Raw genomic sequence first — 18,729 nt, forward strand, 5'->3', positions numbered from 1 at the left:
TTTGCCTGACCGCAGACTCCCGAAAGAATCCGCCGTCGCATTCCGCATCAAGCGCCCACACTTATCGGCTGTTAGTTTTTAAAGATCGATCCGCTACCCCGCCGCACCCGGCTCAACCACCACCTGGCACTGCTTCGGTCTGCGTCGCTGCATCAGCAGCAGAGAAGCGAGATTATGGAGAGCCGATGTCAGGCCGTCAAGCCCATTTGTGAAATTTCTTTTAAACAACACAACCCGCGCGAGCGTGGATTGATGTCAGCGCATGCGCTCCCATATACGTATATATAGATATAGCGAAAGCGTGGGAACTGATCCCGTCTGGTGCAGACGAGGGAGATCCTCCGCAATATGGACGGCGCGCGCCAAGGACCGCGCAAACCGAGCGTGCGAGCCGCCATGGCGGACTCGCAACCGGCTTGCGTGATTAATTGATGTGCCCCCGTGAGCGCGAAGGCGCAAGCTCGTATATAATGCGAGCCGCGCGAATTTCGCATATTTCTATCGGCCCGCTTCGAGCGGGCTCATCTTTTTGCTCCCCAGAGCACAGCCAAACAACCGCGTTGAGTCACTCAGGTGATGTTGAGCCATGCTCGAAACGCCTGACGGTAGCGTCCTGCGTCTCATAGCGAAGCCTCTAGAGGAAAATACGTGAACCCTTTTGATCGCGAAGATTCGCAACACGAAACTGCCAGCTACACCGCCAAAGCTCCATCCGGCCGCGCGGCCAAAGGCAAAGGCGCCGGCAAAGCGATCCCGGTGGCGGCCGAGTTGCCGCCGCAACAAGCCGAAGAACGTCAGCGCCTGATGCGCGCGCTGATCCAGTTGGGTAAAGAGCAAGGCTACCTGACTCACGCGCAGATCAACGATCACCTGCCCGACAACTTCACGCAAACCGCGGCGATCGACAGCATCGTCAGCGCGTTCAGCGACATGGGCGTGCAGGTCTACGAGCAAGCTCCCGACGCGGAAACGCTGCTGCTCAACTCGAACACCCCCACCGTGGTGTCGGACGATCAGGCCGACGAGGAAACCGAAGTCGCGTTGTCGACCGTCGATTCCGAATTCGGCCGCACGACCGACCCGGTGCGCATGTATATGCGCGAAATGGGCGCAACCGAACTGCTGACGCGCGCTGGCGAAATCGCGATTGCAAAGCGCATCGAAGACGGCCTGCACGAAATGGTGCAGGCGATCGCCGCTTGTCCGCTCGCGATCTCCGCGATTCTGGCGAGCGCCCAACAGGTCGCCGACGGCGAGTTGCGCATCGACGAACTGGTCGACGGCCTGAATGAAGACACGGTCGCCGCGGAAGAACACGCGAGCGCGGATGCGGATGCCGACGAAGACACGGACGCCAGCGAAGACGACGCAGAAGATGAAGACGACGACGTCGGCGCGGCCGACTCGTCGGCCGCGGACGAAGCGCGCCTGAAGCAACTCACGAGCGACTGCCTCGAAATCTTCGCCCAGGTCGGCATACTGTCCGATCAGATGAACGCATCGCATACGCGCGGCGACGTCACCTCAAAAGCCTATCTGCGCGCACGCGAAGAAATCCAGCAGCACCTCGCGAAAATCCGCTTCACCGCACGCACGATCGACCGTCTGTGCGGCGACGTGCAACACCAGGTCGCACAAGTGCGCGCGATCGAGCGCAACATCCTGCAAATCGTCGTCACGAAGTGCGGCATGCCGCGTGAGAAGTTCATCGAGTCGTTTGCCGGCCACGAAGCCGAACTCGGCTGGACGGAACGCGCAGCGCGCGGTGCGTCGGCATACGGTGCGGCGCTGGAGCGCCATCTGCCGGCGATCCAGTCCGAACAGCAGAAACTGATTGAAATTGAAGCCACGGTTTCGCTGCCGCTGAAGCATCTGAAAGAGATCAATCGCCAGATGGTCGCGGCCGAATCGAAGATGCGCAAGGCCAAGAGCGAGATGATCGAGGCGAATCTGCGTCTCGTGATCTCGATCGCGAAGAAGTACGTGAACCGCGGCATGCTGTTCCTCGACCTGATCCAGGAAGGCAACATCGGCTTGATGAAGGCCGTGGACAAGTTCGAATACCGTCGTGGCTGGAAGTTTTCGACGTACGCCACATGGTGGGTCCGCCAGGCCGTGACGCGTTCGCTCGCCGACCAGGCTCGCACGATCCGCGTGCCGGTGCACATGATCGAGACGATCAACAAGCTCAACCGGATTTCGCGCGAAATCCTCCAGCAGACCGGTCAGGAAGCGCATCCGTCGGTGCTCGCCGAACGCATGGATCTGTCGGAAGAGAAGGTGCGCGGCATTCTGAAGATCGCCAAGCAACCGGTGTCGATGGAAACGCCGGTCGGCGACGACGGCGATGCCACGCTTGGCGACATGATCGAAGATTCGGCGGCATCGTCGCCGGCCGATGCCGCGATGCAAGCCGACCTGCGCGCCGCCATCGACGACGCGCTCGACTCGCTGTCGCCGCGCGAAGCAAAGGTGCTGCGCATGCGCTACGGCATCAACACGAAGTCGGACCACACGCTCGAAGAAGTCGGCAAACAGTTCGACGTTACCCGCGAGCGGATTCGACAGATCGAAAGCAAGGCCATGCGCAAGCTGATGCATCCGAGCCGCGCCGATCGCCTGAAGTCGTTCCTCGACCGCTAAATCAGCGATCGCGCTTGCCGTGCGCTCTGCACGGCAAGCGCAACTCCCTCCTCAAGCAAGCAGCGAGATGATCCCGCCGATGGTCATTCCCGCTGCCAGCCAACGTCCAGCCGTGTAGAACGCATCGCGATCTTCATGCGACTGATCCGGCCGCTCGAGACCGAGCGTGCCGTACGCAAACGACTGCACTGCCGAGGCGCCCGATTCCGGCGCGCTCTCTCCCGCTGAATCGCTGCCCGCGCCGTCCTGCGCCGTCGTACTGCCATCCTGAGCCGCCGCTGCCGCGCCCTCGGCGGAAATTTGCACCGCGTCATCCTGCGCGGATGTTGCAGACGTCGCGGTCTGCGCGACGGCGTCGTTCGCTGCGGATGCGCCGCTCGTCGTCGCGCGATCCGGTGTCGGCAATGTCGGCGACATCGCACTGTCGATTTGCATAGCTACCTCCGTTCGTTTCCCTCGACGCATGCGCTGCGCCATCCGTCGGCTACGGCAATTCAAGCCGCTGGGTATGTCACTTTGTTCGCGCCGTACACGGCGATTCGACGCACCGTCGGTCACCAAACCTATCGACGCCTATGAGCCCGAACTTGAGAGCCTGTAAGGGGCGGTAAGCGCAATCCGCTTCACTCGCTGGTTCGCGGCGTCGGAGAGTTATCTGCATGAAAATAGCGGCGCGCCGCCGCGGCTAAAGAACGCCTGCAACTGATTCAGAGCATGGACCGGAAAACCAATTCGCTCAATGAGTTGGGTAAATCATGCGCAAGTTGTCCACAGACTTGTGCCCAGTTTCTGTGGACAAGCCGAACAGCACGGCAACAATCGGCCGAGCGCCGCCCGTTGCTGCGTCGTGAACGTGCGTCAACCTGGACCGGAAAGACTTTCGAGCGCCACTTGCATTCTTCGCACGCCGGTTTCGATATCCGCCACACCAGGCGCGGCGAAGGACAGGCGCAGTGCCGCCGCGTCGATATTGTCTTTGTAGAAGGCGACGCCAGGCACGAACATCACATTGTGTTCGATACACGCGCGCAGATAATCGGACGCATTGTGTCCGGACTTCAATCGCGCCCACACGAACATGCCACCGGCCGGACGATGAAACGCGATGCTGTGCGCCATATGCGCATCGAGCGCATCGCATAGCGCCCGGCACTTCACGCCATACGCATCGACGATACCCGGCAGATGACGCTCCAGCGCGCCGCTCGCGAGGTAGGCCGCGGCAATCGCCTGGGTCCACGGCGAGCTGCACAGGTCGACGGTCTGCTTGGCGACCACGCAACGCCGCAGAATCTCCGCATGCGCGACCATCCAGCCGACGCGCAGGCCCGGTGCGACGATCTTCGACAGGCTCGAGAAATGCACGACCCAGTCGCGTGACCCCGGCACCTGATCGCTCAATGCAAGCAACGAAGGCAACGCGGCGCCGCTGAAACGCAGGTCGCCGTAGGGATCGTCCTCGACGACCACGAAGCGATAACGCGCCGCCAGTTTCAGCAGCGCGGTGCGGCGCTCGAGCGACAGGGTCGCGCCAGTCGGATTGGCGAAGGTGGGCACCGTGTATAGCAGTTTCGGCGCAGCGCGCAGCGTGCCGGCTTCGAGCAGCGCGGCGAGCGCCGCGACGTCGAGCCCATGCTGATCGACAGGCACCGTCACCACGTCAGCCTGTTGCAGCTTCAGCGCCTGCAACGTCGCCGGATACGCGGGCTGTTCGACCAGCACCACGTCGCCCGGCGCGACCATCACGCGAAGCAGCAGATCGAAGCCCTGTTGCGAACCGGTCGTCACGAGCAGATCGTGCGGCGCGCACTGCGCGCCGCGGCGTGTCATCAGGCTCGCGAGTTGTTCCTTGAGGATGGCAAGGCCGTCGGTCGGACCGTATTGCAGACACTGTGTGATCTGTTGCGATGCACGCGCCGCCGCCGCGTCGAGCCCTTCACGATCGAACAGATCGCTGGCCGGATAGCCGCCGGCAAACGAGATCATGCCGGGCTGCGCCAGATACTTGAACAGCTCGCGGATTGGCGAGCCGGTCGGCGCTTCGAATGCGGAATTGAACTTGAACATGGTGGCGGGCCGCTTATCTGTCGATGTCTCTTTCTAAGGAAGTTCGGCGTCGATTGTGGCCATCGCGCGAATGGGTGGCAAAAGCTATCTACGCACTACGTATTGCGTTTTTTGCACCACTCCGACGCGTCGTTACACCACGTTCTTCTCCACGATCGGCCGGTTTTCGAGTACGCGCGCAAAGCTCAACGCACCCAGATCGAGTGTCGTGTAGCGGCCCTGCAGAATCAGTTCGCTGATGCCACGCCCCGTCGCCGGACCTTGCTGCAAACCGTGCCCGCTGAACCCATTGGCGAAAATGCAGTTGTCGACGTCAGGGTGATAACCGATGATCGCGTTCTGATCGAGCAGGTTGTACTCATAGTAGCCGGACCAGCAATTCTGCACGCGCAGCGCTTCGAATTGCGGCACGCGATGCGCGAGCGTCGGCCAGATCACATCGTCGAATAGCGCATGATCGACTTCGTCGAGCGGCAGATCGTCGGGGTCATGATCCGCCGAAGGCGACGTGCCGCAAATAAACGAATTGCCTTCGGGCCGAAAGTACACGCCTTTCGGATCGATCAGCAACGGACACCGTTCGAGCCGTGCGGGCGACGTGACATTGAAAATACTGCGCCGCCGCGCGTAGACCGGCAAATCGATGCCGACCATCTGCGCGACTTTGCGCGACCACGCGCCGGCGGCGTTCACGACCACGTCGCACGCATAGCTTTCGCCGTTCGCGGTCCGCACCTGCGTGATACGGTTGCCATCGCGATCGAGCGCGGTGACGTCGGCGGCGACATAGCGCGCGCCGAGCGCGTGGGCCTTCTTGCGTAGCGCCTGCACCAGACCGTAACCGTCGAACCAGCCCTCGCCGCTTTCGCCATACGCGCCGGCGACGAGGTCCTCGGTGTTGAGCCAGGGAAAGCGCGCCTGCAGTGCGTCCTTGTCGAGCAGACTGATATCGGCGCCGAGGCGCTTTTGCAGCGCGTGATTCTCGCGCAGGGTGGCTTCACCGGCGGGCGTCGCGAGGAACAGGTAGCCGCCTTCGTGAAGATCGATCGACGGCTGCATGCCGTCGATTTCGAGCCGTTCGCCGATCGAGCGCAGAAACTCGATGCCGAACAGCGACATCTGAATGGACAGCGGCGTGGAGAATTGCTGACGGATCGACGCCGCCGACAATGCCGACGACGAACGCGCATAGGTCGGATCGCGCTCTATCACCGTGACGCCGACTGTCGGGTCGGACAGCCGCAGAAAATACGCAATCGAGCTGCCGATCACCCCACCGCCGACGATCACGACTTTGGAACTCACGTCTCACTCCACGGGTAACGTGGCCGCTCTGAAACGCCGGGCGGCGCAAACGGATTGCTAAAGCGGATTGCCGAAGAGCGCTGGCGCGCACGGCGGCAACGTCAACAGCAACAAGCAACAACAACGGCAACGGCAACAACAACGGCAACGGCAACAACAACGGCAACGGCAACGGCAACAACAACGGCAACGGCGCGCGTGCGCGCCGCCACCATGCACGAAATCGCGCTAACGCGCCTAGCCGATATTGAAGTCGATGCCCTGCGCGAGCGGCAACGCCGACGAGTAGTTGACCGTGTTGGTCGCGCGACGCATATAGGCCTTCCACGCATCCGAACCCGACTCGCGGCCGCCGCCGGTTTCCTTCTCGCCGCCGAACGCGCCGCCGATCTCCGCGCCGCTCGGTCCAATGTTGACGTTGGCGATGCCGCAGTCGCTGCCCGAGTCCGACAGGAAGCGTTCCGCCTCACGCAGGTCGGTGGTGAACACGCACGACGACAGACCGTGATGCGCCGCGTTGTTCGCCTCGACCGCATCCGCGAAATCCGTATAGCGCAGCACGTAGAGAATCGGCGCGAAGGTTTCCTTCAGTACTACCGATGTTTGCGACGGCATTTCGACGATCGCCGGGCGCACGTAGTAACCGCCCTCGTAACCCTTCACCTCGACGCGCTCGCCGCCGAACACCTTGCCGCCTTCGGCCGTGGCCTGCTGCAACGCCTCCTGCATGCGGACATAGGCTTGCTTGTCGATCATCGGCCCCATCAGGGTCCCTGTTTCGAGCGGGTTGCCAATCGGCACCTTGCTGTACAGCTGCTTCAGACGCTCGATGGTCTTGTCGTACACGCTCTCGTGCACGAACAGACGCCGCAGCGACGTGCAACGCTGCCCCGCCGTGCCCACTGCCGAGAACAGGATGCCGCGCATCGCGAGTTCGTGGTCGGCGGTTTGCGCGACGATGCCCGCATTGTTGCCGCCAAGTTCGAGCAGCGAGCGTCCAAAGCGCTTCGCCACTTCGACGCCGACTGCGCGGCCCATTTCCGTACTACCCGTCGCACTGACGATCGACGCACGCGGATCGGTCACCAGCTTCGCGCCGACGTCGCGTCCGCCGTTGATCAGCGCGGTCAGGCCGGCCGGCGCATCGCCGAATTCCTTGAGTGCGTCGTTGAGAATCTGATTGACGGCAAGCGCAGTCAGCGGCGTCTTTTCCGATGGCTTCCAGATCACCGCGTTGCCGCAGACCAGCGCGAGCGCCGCATTCCACGACCACACCGCAGCCGGAAAATTGAACGCCGAGATCACGACGCAGGTGCCCATCGGGTGCCATGTCTCCGCCATCCGGTGACCCGGACGCTCCGACGCGATCGTCAGGCCGTACAGCTGGCGCGACAGACCGACCGCGAAGTCGCAGATGTCGATCATTTCCTGCACTTCGCCCATGCCTTCCTGCAGGATCTTGCCGGTTTCCAGCGTGATGATGCTGCCGAGCGACTGCTTCTTTTCCCGCAGACGGTTGCCGAGCAGCCGCACCAGTTCGCCGCGTCGCGGCGCCGGCACGTTGCGCCACGCGGTGTAGGCGGCTCTCGCCTGGGCGAGGGCCGTGTCGACGTCCGCCACGGTGCTGCTGGCCACACGGCCGATGAGCTCGCCGGTGATCGGCGAATGAACCGCGAGATCGCCGGCCTGCGCCGCGTGGGCGATACCGAGGTCGGCGAGGATGGTGGAAGCGTCCATGTGAACCCCTTTAATTTCCGATACGAAACAAGAGTAAGTTCGGAAACTATACACGCGGGTTTTTGTGGCGACAAGGCTATTTGCCCTGGGCCGCGTGCCCAAGACCGTGGACGGGCTTGCTGCGTCTAATTTGTAAGTGTGAAGGAATCGTCGCTTCCGGCTAGCGCCCGCGCTCGGCTGGCACGCTGCGGCGCGAAGCAGGCGCAGTCAGGTTCGTTTCTTATTGGAAATGCGGTTCGCGGCTATCGACGCTCTGAATACTGCCTGACGCGCGCCAACGCGCATTGTCAGCGTTGCGTTCACACACCGGCCATCAATCTGTCGACCAGCTCCCGCGCGAACGGCGGCAAGTCCTTCAGGCTGCGCACGCAGATCTTGAGCTTGCGTTCGGCCCACGGATCGTTCAATCCGACGATCGCAATCTGCGTCGTCTTCCTGTGCCGCAGCGCGGCCGACTCCGGCACGATGCCGATACCGACCGCTTACCGGCTCGCCATGATGCTGCGTGCCTTCAGAATCACTGGCATATCGACCATCTTGCCGTCCACCGCGACCGCTGCGCCGTTGCTGGCCTGCACCGCTGCCAGCACACGTTGCGCCCACGCCTTGTCCGCGTCGCTCCACGCATAGGCGCGATGCACCGCTTCGATCTGCTTCGGATGAATGCACAGCTTGCCGCCGAAACCGAAGCGCCGACCGCGTCGCGCATCGGCTTCGACGGCATCCGTATCGGTGATGGTGGTCGACACGCCATCCACCGGCGCGCCGATGCTGGCGAGCCGTGACGCCAGCATCGGCGCGCGGAATAGATGCAATTCCTCGCCATCGCCGTCGATGCCGAGATCGATCTGAAAATCGAGCGTGCCGAACACGATCCGCTGCACGCGCGGCGCGGTGCACAACACCGACAAGTTCGCCATGCCGCGCGCCGTCTCGACGATCGGCAGCACGCCCAACGCAGGATGCGCGTGCGCCAGCACAGTCTCGATCTGCTCACGAGTCTCGGCCTTCGGCAACACGATTCCGGCGACACCTGCCTGTCCGGCCAGCGCGGCGATGTCGTCGTTGAACCACGCCGTATCCGAGCCGTTGACGCGCACCCACGCGGCGCGTGATGCCTCGCCGGATACAGCGGCCAGCACGGCCGCCCGCGCCGCCGGTTTGTCGTCCGGCTGCACGGCGTCTTCGAGATCGAGAATCACCGCGTCCGCGCCGGCAGCGTGCGCTTTCTCGAACCGCTCGGGCCGATTGCCAGGCACGAACAGATACGAACGAGGCAGCGCGGCGCTCATGCGTCGACCGTCGCGTTGGATTTTTCGTCGCACACCGCTGCGAACACCGCTTCAACCTGTGCTTGCCCCGCGATCTGCCACGCGCGATCGAGCAGGAGCGCCGCCTCGCCTTCGGTGGCCGCGCCCGAAAACGCCGCCAGCCGATGCAGCTTGGTCGCGATCTCGTCGCGCGAAAGCGTGTTGCCCGGGTCGCCCTTCGGTTCGTCGACGCGGCCGTCGAAGACGCGGCCGTCGGTGGTCGTCACCGTCACCTTGCCGATCCAGCGCGCGGGATAGGCGGCATCGACTTCGGCGTCGAACGCCATCGTGACCTTGTCGCGGAACGCCGCAATCGAAGCCGCGTCGAAGCCCTGCTCGAATTCCGTCACGCCCGCATAGCCGTGCTGCGCGACGAGCGCCAGCACCGTGCCCATGTTGAACTTCGCCTGATGCACGGTGCGCGGTGTGACGACCGCGCCGAGCACGTCGATCGCGCCTTGATGAACGTGCGCGACGACCTTCGCGATATCCGTCGGTGCGAGACGGTGTGCCTGCACCACGGCGAGCAGCGCATCCGCGGCGGGATGCGTATGACGGCACGCCGCGTGATACTTGAACGATGTCTCCACGGTCGCCCAGCGGTTGCCCAGGCGGTCGACGAGGCGCGCCGGATCGGCGTCGCTCGACATGCCGGCCGCCATCCCTTGCGCGCCTTCGAGAATGTGCGTCGCGCCCTTGAAACCATCGGCGGCGAGTTGCGCGGCCATCAATCCGTTGGCGGCTGCCATCGCGGTGTGCAGTTGCTTGGAATCGGCGGCGTCGCGCAGGAACTCCCACAGACCGCTTGCCTGCGTACCCGCCGAGCCGAACGCGTCGAGCATCTGCGACGGCGACAGACCGAGCAGCCGGCCAGCGGTGGCCGCGGCCGCCACCGTGCCGACCGTACCGGTGGTGTGAAACACCTTGTAGTGCGAACGGCCAAGAAACTCGCCGATGCGGATGCCGACCTCGTAGCCTGCGACCGCCGCCGCGATAAAGTCGCGTCCCGACGCGCGCTGGGCTTGCGCCAGCGCGAGCGCGACCGGAAACACCACGGTCGCCGGATGAAACACCGAGCCGTTGTGCACGTCGTCCTGTTCGGCAAAGTGCGATGCCGCGCCGTTGATCATCGCCGCGAAATACGGCGTGGTGCGGCTGCGGTCGATCAGCACTTCGCAGGGCCCGCCGTTCGCCGCGCCGCCAGCCTGGCGCGCGAAGCGCGCGATCGTTTCGACTGGCCGCGCACCCTTGCCGGCCAAGGCCGAGCCGAGCCAGTCGACGTACAGGTTGACGGTGCGCTCGACCACCGCGGGTGGAATGCTGTCGAAATCGAGTTGCGCGGCGAAGGTGGCGAGCGTGAGACTGGGATGATCGTTCATGTGAGTGTCGCGTCGGGTTTGTTCAGATTGCCGGCATGGCGTCGTTCACACGCCGGCACGAAAAAGGCGGTTCAGATCGTGCCGGACGCACGCAACGCGTCGATGCGCGTGCTGTCATAGCCGAGTTCGCGCAGGATTGCTTCGGTGTGCTGACCGAGCGCGGGCACCGGGTCCATGCGCGGCTCGAAGTCGGTGGGCAAGCCCGGCGGCAGCAATGCGGGCACCGCGCCCGCCGCCGTGCCGACTTCCTGCCAACGCTCGCGCGCCTTGAGTTGCGGATGCGCCCACACGTCGGCGAGCGTGTTCATCTGCGCGTTCGCAATGCCCGCCTGGTCGAGCCGCTCGATCACTTGCGCGGCGCTCAGCTTCGCAAACGCCGCGACGATCACCGCGCGCAGTGCCTCACGCGCGGACGTGCGTTTCGAGTTCGAGGCGAAGCGCTCGTCGATCGCGAGTTCCGGTTGTTCGAGCACGCGCTCGCAAAACAGCTTCCATTCGCGCTCGTTTTGCAGACCGAGCATCACCGTTTTGCCGTCGCCGGCGGGGAACGGTCCGTACGGATAGATCGTCGCGTGCGCCGCGCCCGCCGACGCGGGCGGCGCTTGACCGTCGATCGCGTAGTAGAGCGGATAGCCCATCCACTCGACCATGCTCTCCAGCATCGATACATCGATGCGGCAGCCGCGCCCGGTGCGGCCACGCAATAGCAGTGCGCTCAAAATGTTCGAATACGCGTACATGCCGGCGGCGATGTCCGCGATCGAGCAGCCCGCCTTGGCGGGCGCGCCCGGCGAACCGGTGATCGACAGAAAGCCGGATTCGCTCTGGATCAGCAGGTCGTACGCCTTCTTGTCGCGATAGGGACCGTCGGCCCCATAGCCCGAAATATCGCAGACGATCAGCTTCGGATACTTCGCGCTCAACGCGTCGTAGCCGAGACCGAGCCGTTCCGCTGCACCAGGCGCGAGGTTCTGCACCAGCACGTCGGCGTCGGCGACCAGCGCGTCGAGAATTTCCGTTGCAGCGGGCTGCTTCAGGTCGAGCGCGAGGCTTTCCTTCGAGCGATTGGTCCAGACGAAATGCGACGACAGTCCATGCACGCGTTCGTCATAGCCACGCGCGAAATCGCCGACGCCAGGGCGTTCGATCTTGATCACCCGCGCGCCGAGATCCGCCAGTTGACGCGTGCAGAACGGCGCGGCGATCGCGTGTTCGAGCGTGACGACCTTGATCCCGTCGAGTGGTCTCATGTGCATGTCTGCCCGAAAATCAGAACGAACGCGGCAACCCGAGGATGTGCTCGGCCACGTACGACAGAATCAGATTGGTCGAAATCGGCGCCACCTGGTAAAGACGCGTTTCGCGGAACTTGCGTTCGACATCGTATTCGCACGCGAAGCCGAAGCCGCCGTGAAATTGCAGACATGCGTTGGCAGCTTCCCACGATGCGTCGGCCGCGAGCAGCTTCGCCATGTTCGCCTGCGCGCCGCACGGCTGATGCGCATCGAACCGGCGCGCCGCCTCGAAGCGCATCAGGCTCGCCGCCTCGACGTTGATGAACGAGCGCGCGATCGGAAACTGCACACCCTGGTTCTGGCCGATCGGACGGCCGAACACAACGCGCTCTTTCGCGTACTCGGTGACCTTGTCGACGAACCAGTATCCGTCGCCGATACATTCCGCGGCAATCAGCGTGCGCTCCGCGTTCAAACCGTCGAGTATGTATTTGAAGCCCTGCCCTTCCTCGCCGATCAGGTTCTCGGCGGGGATCTCGAGGTTGTCGAAGAACAGTTCGTTGGTTTCGTGATTGACCATGTTCAGAATCGGCTGCACGGTCAGGCCGTGGCCGATCGCTTCGCGCAAGTCGACGATAAAGATCGACATGCCCTCCGATTTCTTCTTCACATCCGCGAGCGGCGTGGTGCGCGCGAGCAGAATCATCAGGTCCGAGTGTTGCACGCGCGAGATCCACACCTTCTGGCCGTTGATCACGTAGCGGTCGCCGCGCCGCTCGGCGGTGGTCTTGATCTTGGTGGTGTCCGTGCCGGTGGTCGGCTCCGTCACGCCCATCGATTGCAGACGCAGATCGCCGCTCGCGATCTTCGGCAGATACTTGCGCTTCTGCTCCTGCGAGCCATGACGCAACAGCGTGCCCATGTTGTACATCTGCCCGTGACACGCGCCCGAGTTGCCGCCGGCGCGGTTGATCTCTTCCATGATGACCGACGCTTCCGTGAGCCCCAGCCCCGAGCCGCCGAAATCCTGCGGAATCAGCGCGGCCAGCCAGCCGGCCTTGGTGAGCGCCTCGACAAACTCTTCCGGATAGCCGCGTGCTTCGTCGATCTTGCGGAAGTACTCACCGGAAAACTGCTGGCACAGATCGCGCACTGCTTCGCGAATGTCCTGGAAGGAATCATGCTGCGTGGTTTGCATAATCGAATCTCTTGGAGTTCTAACGACGTTCAGGCAAGCGCGGCCGTGGCGCGCATGGTCAGATAACCTTCGTGGTCTTTGGCCCACAGGTCGATGGTCTTGCCTTCGGTGGACGGCTGGCCGCACACGGTGAATGGCTGGCCGGCGAACGTGGGGCGCAGCGCTCGGAACGCGAAGCTTTGCAGCGTGGCCTCCGGTTGTTCGCGGCGCACCAGATCGACCAACAAGGTGGCGATCAGCGGACCGTGAACGATCAGGCCGGGATAGCCCTCGACCTGCGTGACGTACGGGTAGTCGTAGTGAATGCGATGGCCGTTGAAGGTCAGCGCCGAATAGCGGAACAGCATCACCGCGTCGGCGTCGATGGTGCGGCGCCACGTTTCGCCCTCGGGCGCGGGCGCTGGCTGCTGCGGTCGCGCGCCTTCCTGCGGCGCGTCGCGATAGACGATGTCGTGCTCTTCCTCGAGCTTCAGTTCGCCGCCCGCTTCGATCGTGTGCTGCACCGTGACGAACACGAGGCGGCCCGAACGGCCGGTCTTGTCTTCGATATTGGCGATGGTCGACGTGCGCGTAGCGTGCTCGCCCACTTTGAGCGGCGCATGAAAGGTCAAGCGGCCGCCGGCCCACATGCGGCGCGGCAGCGGCACCGGCGGCAGAAAACCACCGCGCTTCGGATGACCGTCCGCACCGATCTCGGACATCGGCGCCACCGGCAGAAAATACAGCCAGTGCCATAACGGCGGCACCGTGGTGCCGCTTTCTTCGCGATCGAGCGTGGCGGCCATTGCCGTCAGCGGATAGGCGGTGATGTCGTCGTGAGCCACCGCCTCCCTGTTGAGCCAGTCGTCGAGTTTCTCTGAGGCGGTGGACATGGGCGAAGTCTCCGGAGATGCGTGTTGAACCTGTCAGTGCCCTACTATGAACGACGCGCGACGTTGCGCGAAGTTTCTATTTTCGAAGCGGGCCTTCGATTTTGCTTAAGGCGCGCGGCTTGCCCGTGCGGCGGGCGTGGCGGCTAGGCTTCGCCGCGCAGGTGGGCCGACGCTTCGTCTTCGATGCGTTGCCAGATTTCGATCGCCATCGGCTTTTCGCCTTCCTCCATGAGGTGGCCGACGAGTCCGATGGCCCGCGCCATCACGCCGAAGCCGCGCACGATGCGCCACGGAAAGCCGAACTCGCAGCAGATCGCGCCGATCGCGCCGGTCGCATTGATCGGCAGCGACTTGCCCGACACGCGCTCGGCCTCGGCGCCGATCAGTTGCATCAGCCGCACGTAAGCACCGGACATGCCATTCTCGGCAGCGAGCTGGAACAGACGCGGTGTGCGCGGATCAACCGGCTTGTGCAGCGGATGACCAAGCCCCGGCACGCTGGCGCCGCGAGCGCGATAGGCGGCAACGGTGTCGCGTGCGATTTGTTCGAGATCGGCGTGCGCCGCGCCACCCTGTGCATCGGGCAGCGCTTCGGACAACATCCGGCACGCGCCCTCCATGCTGCCGACGAACACCGAGCCGAGTCCGCACAGCCCCGCCGCCACCGCCGCCTGCAACGATTCCGGCGCGCCCGCGTAGGTCATGCGCGCGGCGATCGCGCTCGGCGTCATGCCATGCTCGACCAGCGTGATCAGAATCGCGTTGAACATCGCGGACTGTTCGCGCGTCGCGGCCTTGCCCGTCAGTTGCAGAAACGCGAAGTCGCCGAGGTTCATGTGGCCCAGCACTTCGTTGGGCAGGTCTTTGCCGCGCACGACGATGCGATCGGGCGTGCTATAGGCGATGTCCGTGCGGATCAGGGGTTTGGGTGTTCTGGCCATGATGAGCGTGAATCCTGTGATCAGTGATCGATTCGATGAGAAGCGTTGCGCGACACAGCGCGCGCCGGTCGAAACCTCAGTGCAATTCCGCGTGTCCGTTGTTGAGTACCACCACATCGCGCTCCAGCGCACGCGAGCGAAAATTGACCACGCCGTCGTCGAGCCAGAGTTCCGTGCGGATCGTTTCGCCCGGATAAACCGGCGCGGTGAAACGCGCGTACAGCGATGCCAGTTTCTCGGGCCGGCCCGCGCAGGCCGTCTTGAGCACCGCATGGCCCGCCACGCCCCATGTGGCCAGTCCGTGCAGGATCGGCCGCTCGAAACCAGCCGCGCGTGCCACGGCCGGGTCCGCATGCAGAGGATTGTCGTCCCCGGATAGCCGATAGATCAATGCCGTTTCCGGACGCGTTGGCAGATCGCAGAGCGCATCCGGCGCGCGCTCGGGCATCGGCGGCGGGCCCGGCAACGGTTCGTCCGAGGGCTGCCCGTTGGCGCTGAAGCCGCCGTCGCCGCGGCAAAAATTCAGTTGCTCGACGGTGGCGAGCAGCTCGCCACTGGCCTTGTCGGTGACGGTGCGCTCGATCAGCACCAGCGCGCCCTTTCCCGGCCCTTTGTCGACGATGCGCGCGACCCGCGAGCGGCCGACGATGGTCGCCGCAACTGGCAACGGCCGATGAATCCGCAGCCGCTGCTCGCCATGCAGCAGCTTCACCCAGTCGATCCCGGTGCCGGGATGACGGGCCCAGAAGCCCGGATAGCCGAGCACGACGGCGAAGGTCGGCGGCACTCGCAGCGCCTTCTCGTAGACGAACGGCAAGTCGTCGGGATCGAGCGGATCGTTGCCGTAGCCGAGACCGAGGCTGTAGAGAATCGCATCGCGTTGGGTGTAGGTTTGCTCGATGTCCTCGAACGGCCAGTTGCGCAGCGTGTGATAGTCGATCGTCATGATGGGCTCAGGCAGCGGGCCACTGGAACAGCGGCGTGGTTTTGTCCTTGAAGCGCTGTACGGCTTCGCGATGAAAGTCAGTCGAGAACGCGATACCCTGGGCAGCCGATTCGAGTTCGAGCATGCCGCGCAGATCCGCGCCCAACGACTGGTTCAACGCACGCTTGGCGAGCCCGAACGCCACCGGCGACGCGCTCGCGAGACTGCCGGCGATCTGCATCGCACGCGCGTGCAAGCTGTCCTGCGCGACGATTTCGAACACCGCGCCGATGCGTTGCGCTTCCTCCACCTGAATCTCGCGCGCCGTGAACACGAGGTCTTTCGCGCGGGCCATGCCGATCACGCGCGGCAGCGTGTAGAACGCACCGCAATCCGGTACCAGGCCTACTTTCATGAACGGCATGCAGAAACGCGTGCGCGGGTGGCGAGCACGAAGTCGGCGGCGAGCGCGAGGCTGAAGCCCGCGCCGTAGGCAACGCCATCCACCGCGGCGATCACCGGCCGGTCCAGATCGAGCAGCATGCCGACCCAACCGTGCAGATCGTCGAGGCGGTTGCGCCCCTCCTCCGCGCTTTGCACGTTCATGCTGCGCAAGTCGCCGCCCGCGCAGAAGTCATGGCCCGCACCGCACAGCACGACCGCGCGGATCGACCGGTCCTGGCGGATCGCGTAGACCGCCTCGCGCAGCGCGATACGCATCGACATGTCCAGCGCGTTCTTCTGCTGCGGGCGGTTCAACGTCAGTGTCGCGATGCCGGTATCGGCATCGACGTCGTACAGCAACGTGTTATCGCTCATACCATCACCTCCGCCTGATCGAGACTGGCCAGCGCGAGATCGAGCGCCTTCAGCAGGTGCGATGCTTCCACGCCGGCGAACTCGACATCGCCGCGCGCTAGAAACGCGCTGATATGGCGCTCGCACGCTTCGTGCGTCGCGGGCAAACCGGTGAAGCCTTGCTCCAGCCAATCGACCGAGCGAAGCGGCCGCGGATGCCAGTCACCGTTGACGATCGCCCGCATCACCAGCCCGTCGCGCACCAGCAGACTCAACCAGATCAGGCCCGCCGGCGCTTTTTCGCGGCCTCGGCCGATGCGGTCGCCAGCGCGCATCAGCGGACCGTAACGCACGTCTTCGCTCTTTTCGTAGAACCAGGCATCGCTCGTCAATTCGCACGCGAACTCCTGCGCGAACTCCCTTTCCTGAGGCATCAGCGCGCCACCCTGCAGCGGCGCGCCGCCGAACGCGCGCCACATGCACGCATCGACCCATGCGATCAGCTCCTCATGCGTGATCGCGCGGCCGAGCTCCTTTTCCAGAAACGTATAACGCGAGCCGAGATCCTTGTGCTTCTTGTCGCGCGTCTTCTCGGGCGCGAGTGGCATGGCGCGCGCAGCGATGTCCGTGTTGATCGCCTTGATGTTCAGCAGAATGCGGAATGTCAGCACGCCACCCTCAATCTTCAACGACGTCGCGACCAGTTTGCGGCCGTCGATTTCGACGTCGTTCAGCGGACGATACGACGCCGACAGATCGAACACGTCGCGCAGGCTGTCCGCGACATGGCCGAGTATGGTCGGAAAGGCAGCCGCCGCGGTGGGCGGCACGCCGGGCACGCTGGTGGGCAAATAGAGCGCGAGAAACGCCGAACCCTTGCCCGCGTAGATCGCGCCACCGCCGTTCACGCGGCGCCGCGTCAGCACGCCGTTGCTGCGGCAGAACGCAAGATCCAGCACCTGTTGCGGGTCTTCGTTGACGCCGATGGTGACGCTGTCCTCGCTGAAGATATTCAGGTACACGGTGGGCGGCGCGGTCCCTTCGGCCACCGCGCGCTCCACGGCCGGCGAAACCGAAATCGAAAAGTCCGCATAGCTGTCGTGGCCGACGATAAAACGCCAGGGCGTGCGGTTCGCTTCACTGCTCATGCTGTGCTCCTTTGATCGGTGACGAGATGTGTGCCTTCGAGCTTCACGACCGCCTCGATGGCATCCGCGCTGATGAGGGTCTGCTGTTTGAAGCGCATGGCGATCGCGTCGATCGCGGCGGGCGCAGGCGTGCCTTCGACCTGCAGGCTCAGACGGTCGCCACCATGCGCATTACGCGACACCACCAACCGGTATGCGCCGCTCAGACCCTCGACGCCGAGCAGCACGGCGCGCAACTCGGACGGATAAATCTTCACGCCCTTGATCTTCAGCATCGAATCGGCGCGGCCGAACACCACGCGCGGCAGCGACACCGTGCGGCCGAACACTGGCTCGGTGTGGCGCAACACCGTAAGGTCGCCGGTGCGATAGCGCACGAGCGGCTGGAGTTCCTTCGTCAGATGCGTGAGCACGAGTTCGCCGCGCTCGCCGTGCGCGACCGGTTGCCCGCTGTCCGGATCGATCACTTCCGCGTAAAGCAATTCCTCGAACACGTGCACGCCCGTCCCGCCCGGGAAGGTTCGCGCCACCGGCAAACATTCGGACAACGAAAAACTGTCGATCAGCAGCGTGCCGGGCATTGCGTCGTGCACGCGCTGATATAACGCCTGATTGCCGGTAAACGCTTCGCCGCCCGCAAAAAACACGCGCGGCACCGGACAACCCGCTTCGATCAGCTTGAGCGCATGCGATGGATTACCCGCCAGCACCGTCACGCCGCAGCGCCGCGCAATGTCGGCGGCACGCTCCGTTTCGCCGGGACCGTGCGGAATGCACGCGACACCGCGCGCTTCCATCTGGCTCTGATAGAACAGCCCCGCGACGAACAGGTGATAGCCGAACGTGACCATGCACACATCGCCGGGGCCGATGCCGCACGCGTCGAGATGTTGGCCGCACGCGGCTTCGATCGCGCGCAGGTCGGCGGCGCTGTTCAGGATCGGCACCAGCGCGGCGCCCATCGGCGTGAGGTGCACGCGGACCGGCGGCACGTGCGGCGCAAACGCGCCGTAGCCGGGGCGGCCCATCTCGGCGACCAGATCGGCACGCGACATCAACGGTGTGCGCGCGGCAAACTCTTCGGTACTCATCACGTGAGAAGGCAAGCGTCCTGCGTAGAACGGATGCCGCCGCAGCCGCTCCAGTTGCGCGTTCAATCGATCGAGCATGT

Annotated in this window: 14 protein-coding genes and 2 pseudogenes; 1 reads left to right on the forward strand and 15 read right to left on the reverse strand. The window is 64.2% G+C overall.

What is annotated here, in order from left to right:
* The first annotated feature begins 648 nt into the window (after window positions 1–648).
* The gene (rpoD, locus tag BN2475_RS12725; protein WP_094779879.1) at window positions 649–2,643 is read left to right on the forward strand and encodes an RNA polymerase sigma factor RpoD; all 1,995 of its coding nucleotides are present in this window, start codon (window positions 649–651) and stop codon (window positions 2,641–2,643) included.
* Between the two features lie 51 nt (window positions 2,644–2,694).
* Here rpoD and BN2475_RS12730 read toward each other — a convergent pair whose 3' ends face one another.
* The 15 genes and pseudogenes from BN2475_RS12730 to BN2475_RS12800 all read right to left on the reverse strand — a co-directional run bounded on the left by BN2475_RS12730 (window position 2,695) and on the right by BN2475_RS12800 (window position 18,727).
* The gene (locus BN2475_RS12730) at window positions 2,695–3,078 is read right to left on the reverse strand and encodes a hypothetical protein (RefSeq protein ID WP_094779880.1); all 384 of its coding nucleotides are present in this window, start codon (window positions 3,076–3,078) and stop codon (window positions 2,695–2,697) included.
* A gap of 423 nt (window positions 3,079–3,501) precedes the next feature.
* Window positions 3,502–4,710, reverse strand: coding sequence for an aminotransferase-like domain-containing protein (locus BN2475_RS12735; protein WP_094779881.1), 1,209 nt, complete (start codon window positions 4,708–4,710; stop codon window positions 3,502–3,504).
* A 132-nt stretch (window positions 4,711–4,842) separates the two neighbouring features.
* Complete coding sequence (locus BN2475_RS12740) at window positions 4,843–6,015, reverse strand: NAD(P)/FAD-dependent oxidoreductase (RefSeq protein WP_094779882.1); 1,173 nt, start codon at window positions 6,013–6,015, stop codon at window positions 4,843–4,845.
* Window positions 6,016–6,252: 237 nt separating this feature from the next.
* On the reverse strand, window positions 6,253–7,752 hold the full coding sequence (gene amaB / locus BN2475_RS12745; protein ID WP_094779883.1) for an L-piperidine-6-carboxylate dehydrogenase: 1,500 nt from the start codon (window positions 7,750–7,752) through the stop codon (window positions 6,253–6,255).
* 299 nt (window positions 7,753–8,051) lie between these two features.
* A pseudogene (locus tag BN2475_RS12750) lies at window positions 8,052–8,231 on the reverse strand (LysR family transcriptional regulator); the annotation flags it as partial.
* Between the two features lie 3 nt (window positions 8,232–8,234).
* A complete protein-coding gene (locus BN2475_RS12755; RefSeq protein WP_094779884.1) occupies window positions 8,235–9,044 on the reverse strand; it encodes an HpcH/HpaI aldolase/citrate lyase family protein in 810 nt (269 codons plus the stop codon).
* The gene (locus BN2475_RS12760) at window positions 9,041–10,441 is read right to left on the reverse strand and encodes an MmgE/PrpD family protein (RefSeq protein ID WP_094779885.1); all 1,401 of its coding nucleotides are present in this window, start codon (window positions 10,439–10,441) and stop codon (window positions 9,041–9,043) included. The genes BN2475_RS12755 and BN2475_RS12760 overlap by 4 nt, the downstream gene beginning before the upstream one ends.
* Window positions 10,442–10,512: 71 nt before the next feature.
* Window positions 10,513–11,691 (reverse strand): CaiB/BaiF CoA transferase family protein, encoded by a 1,179-nt coding sequence (locus tag BN2475_RS12765; protein ID WP_094779886.1) that lies wholly within the window; start codon window positions 11,689–11,691, stop codon window positions 10,513–10,515.
* Between the two features lie 19 nt (window positions 11,692–11,710).
* A complete protein-coding gene (locus BN2475_RS12770; protein WP_094779887.1) occupies window positions 11,711–12,874 on the reverse strand; it encodes an acyl-CoA dehydrogenase family protein in 1,164 nt (387 codons plus the stop codon).
* A gap of 29 nt (window positions 12,875–12,903) precedes the next feature.
* Window positions 12,904–13,746, reverse strand: a complete 843-nt coding sequence (locus tag BN2475_RS12775) for an HTD2 family dehydratase (RefSeq protein WP_094779888.1) — start codon at window positions 13,744–13,746, stop codon at window positions 12,904–12,906.
* Between the two features lie 143 nt (window positions 13,747–13,889).
* A complete protein-coding gene (locus BN2475_RS12780) occupies window positions 13,890–14,687 on the reverse strand; it encodes a citryl-CoA lyase (RefSeq protein WP_094779889.1) in 798 nt (265 codons plus the stop codon).
* 76 nt (window positions 14,688–14,763) lie between these two features.
* Window positions 14,764–15,633 carry a MaoC/PaaZ C-terminal domain-containing protein gene (locus BN2475_RS12785; protein WP_094779890.1) on the reverse strand — a complete coding sequence of 290 codons (870 nt, stop codon included), beginning with the start codon at window positions 15,631–15,633 and terminating at the stop codon, window positions 14,764–14,766.
* Between the two features lie 7 nt (window positions 15,634–15,640).
* Window positions 15,641–16,431, reverse strand: a pseudogene (locus BN2475_RS12790) (enoyl-CoA hydratase/isomerase family protein).
* Window positions 16,428–17,558 carry a lipoate--protein ligase family protein gene (locus tag BN2475_RS12795; protein ID WP_094779891.1) on the reverse strand — a complete coding sequence of 377 codons (1,131 nt, stop codon included), beginning with the start codon at window positions 17,556–17,558 and terminating at the stop codon, window positions 16,428–16,430. The pseudogene BN2475_RS12790 and the gene BN2475_RS12795 overlap by 4 nt, the downstream one beginning before the upstream one ends.
* Window positions 17,555–18,727 carry a phenylacetate--CoA ligase family protein gene (locus BN2475_RS12800; protein ID WP_094779892.1) on the reverse strand — a complete coding sequence of 391 codons (1,173 nt, stop codon included), beginning with the start codon at window positions 18,725–18,727 and terminating at the stop codon, window positions 17,555–17,557. Before BN2475_RS12800 ends, BN2475_RS12795 begins: the two co-directional genes overlap by 4 nt.
* Between the last annotated feature and the right edge of the window lie 2 nt (window positions 18,728–18,729).

Origin of the sequence: Paraburkholderia ribeironis (assembly GCF_900019265.1) — a bacterium.
GTDB lineage: Bacteria > Pseudomonadota > Gammaproteobacteria > Burkholderiales > Burkholderiaceae > Paraburkholderia > Paraburkholderia ribeironis.